Here is a 1,504-nt window from a genome sequence, read left to right on the forward strand (position 1 = left end):
GTGACGCCGGCGCCGATCTCGGTCACCAGGCCGGCACCCTCCGCGCCCAGCTGCGCGGCACCCGGGTACATGCCCAGGGCCACCAGCACGTCGCGGAAGTTCACCCCGGCGGCGGCGACCGCCACCCGCACCTGGCCGGCGGCGAGCTCGGCCGGCGGGCCCGACTGCACGGCCAGGTCCTCCAGCGTTCCGGCGTCGCCGGCGGCCAGCCGCCACACCGACGGCGGCCCGGGCAACGGCAACAGCGGGTGCGGCTTGAGTGGCTGCAGCCGGGCGCCGTAGGCGATGCCCCCTCGCACCACCAATTGCGGCTCCCCGCAGCCGATCACGGAGGCGAGATCGAGCGATCCGTCGGAGTCGACCAGCACCGCCAGGCCTGCCTGCTCGGCCTGCGCCGAGCGCACCAGCCCCCACACCGCCGCGCCGGCCAGGTCCGAGACCTCCTCGCCGGGCAGCGCGACCGCGCCGCAGGTCAGCACCACCAACGGCCCGGCGCCCTCAACCCTGGACTGCAACAAGCCCAACGCCTCATGGGTCGCGGCGTAGACCGACCCGACCACTCCGTCGCCGTTCGAGGGCGGCCGCCACACCTCGGGATCGGCCCCACCGGCGTTGTCCGCCAACGTGATCGGGGACCACACCGCCTCCAGGAGTTCGCCGCCGCCGGACCGCGCCGCCGCGGCCGCCGCCAACTGGGCGGCCGACACCGGCCGCGTCACCAGCTCCCGCACCGACAGCACCGGCAGGCCCGACGAATCGGCCAGTTCCACCGACACGGCGCCCTTCCCCACCGGTGCCAGCCGCACCCGGACCCGGGACGCGCCGGCCGCGTGCAGGCACACCCCTTGCCAGGAGAACGGCAAGACGGCCTCGGCGTCCTCGTCGGCCACACCCAGGGCGTGCAGAGCCGCATCCAGCACCACCGGATGGATCCCGAAGCCGCCCACCGTGACACCGTCCTGCTGCGGGGCCTCGACCTCGGCGAAGATCTCGGTCCCCCGGCGCCACACCTTCCGCAGGCCGCGGAACGCCGGCCCGTACCCGTAGCCGCGCCCCGCCAAATCGTCGTAGGCGCCGGTCACGTCGACCGCCGCGGCGCCGACGGGCGGCCACACCGACAGGTCCGCGTCCGGCGCGGGCGAGCCGTCGCTCACCACGCCCTGGGCGTGCAGGGCCCAGTCGGGACCGGCCTGCGAATAGACTGCCACCGCACGGGATCCGGTCTCGCCGGCGGCGTCCACCACCACCTGCACCCGCACCCCGCCGGCGGCCGGCAGGGGCAACGGGGCCGACAGCGTCAGCTCCTCGATCACCGGGCAGCCGACCTCGTCGCCCGCCCGCAGCACCAGCTCGACGAACCCCGCGCCCGGGAACAACACGGTCCCGGTCACCGCGTGATCGGCCAGCCACGGCTGGGCGGCCGTCGACAGCCGGCCCGTCAACACCACACCGCCCGAATCGGGGCGCTCCACCACCGCGCCCAGCAGGGCATGCTCGGCGCCGG

Annotated in this window: 1 protein-coding gene; it reads right to left on the bottom strand. The window is 75.9% G+C overall.

The window, feature by feature from the left end:
* On the bottom strand, positions 1 to 1,504 hold a 1,504-nt coding region (locus A9X05_RS25765), incomplete at both ends, for a polyketide synthase dehydratase domain-containing protein (RefSeq protein ID WP_197499202.1).

It is taken from the genome of Mycobacterium sp. E3298, from assembly GCF_001666895.1.
Lineage (GTDB): Bacteria > Actinomycetota > Actinomycetes > Mycobacteriales > Mycobacteriaceae > Mycobacterium.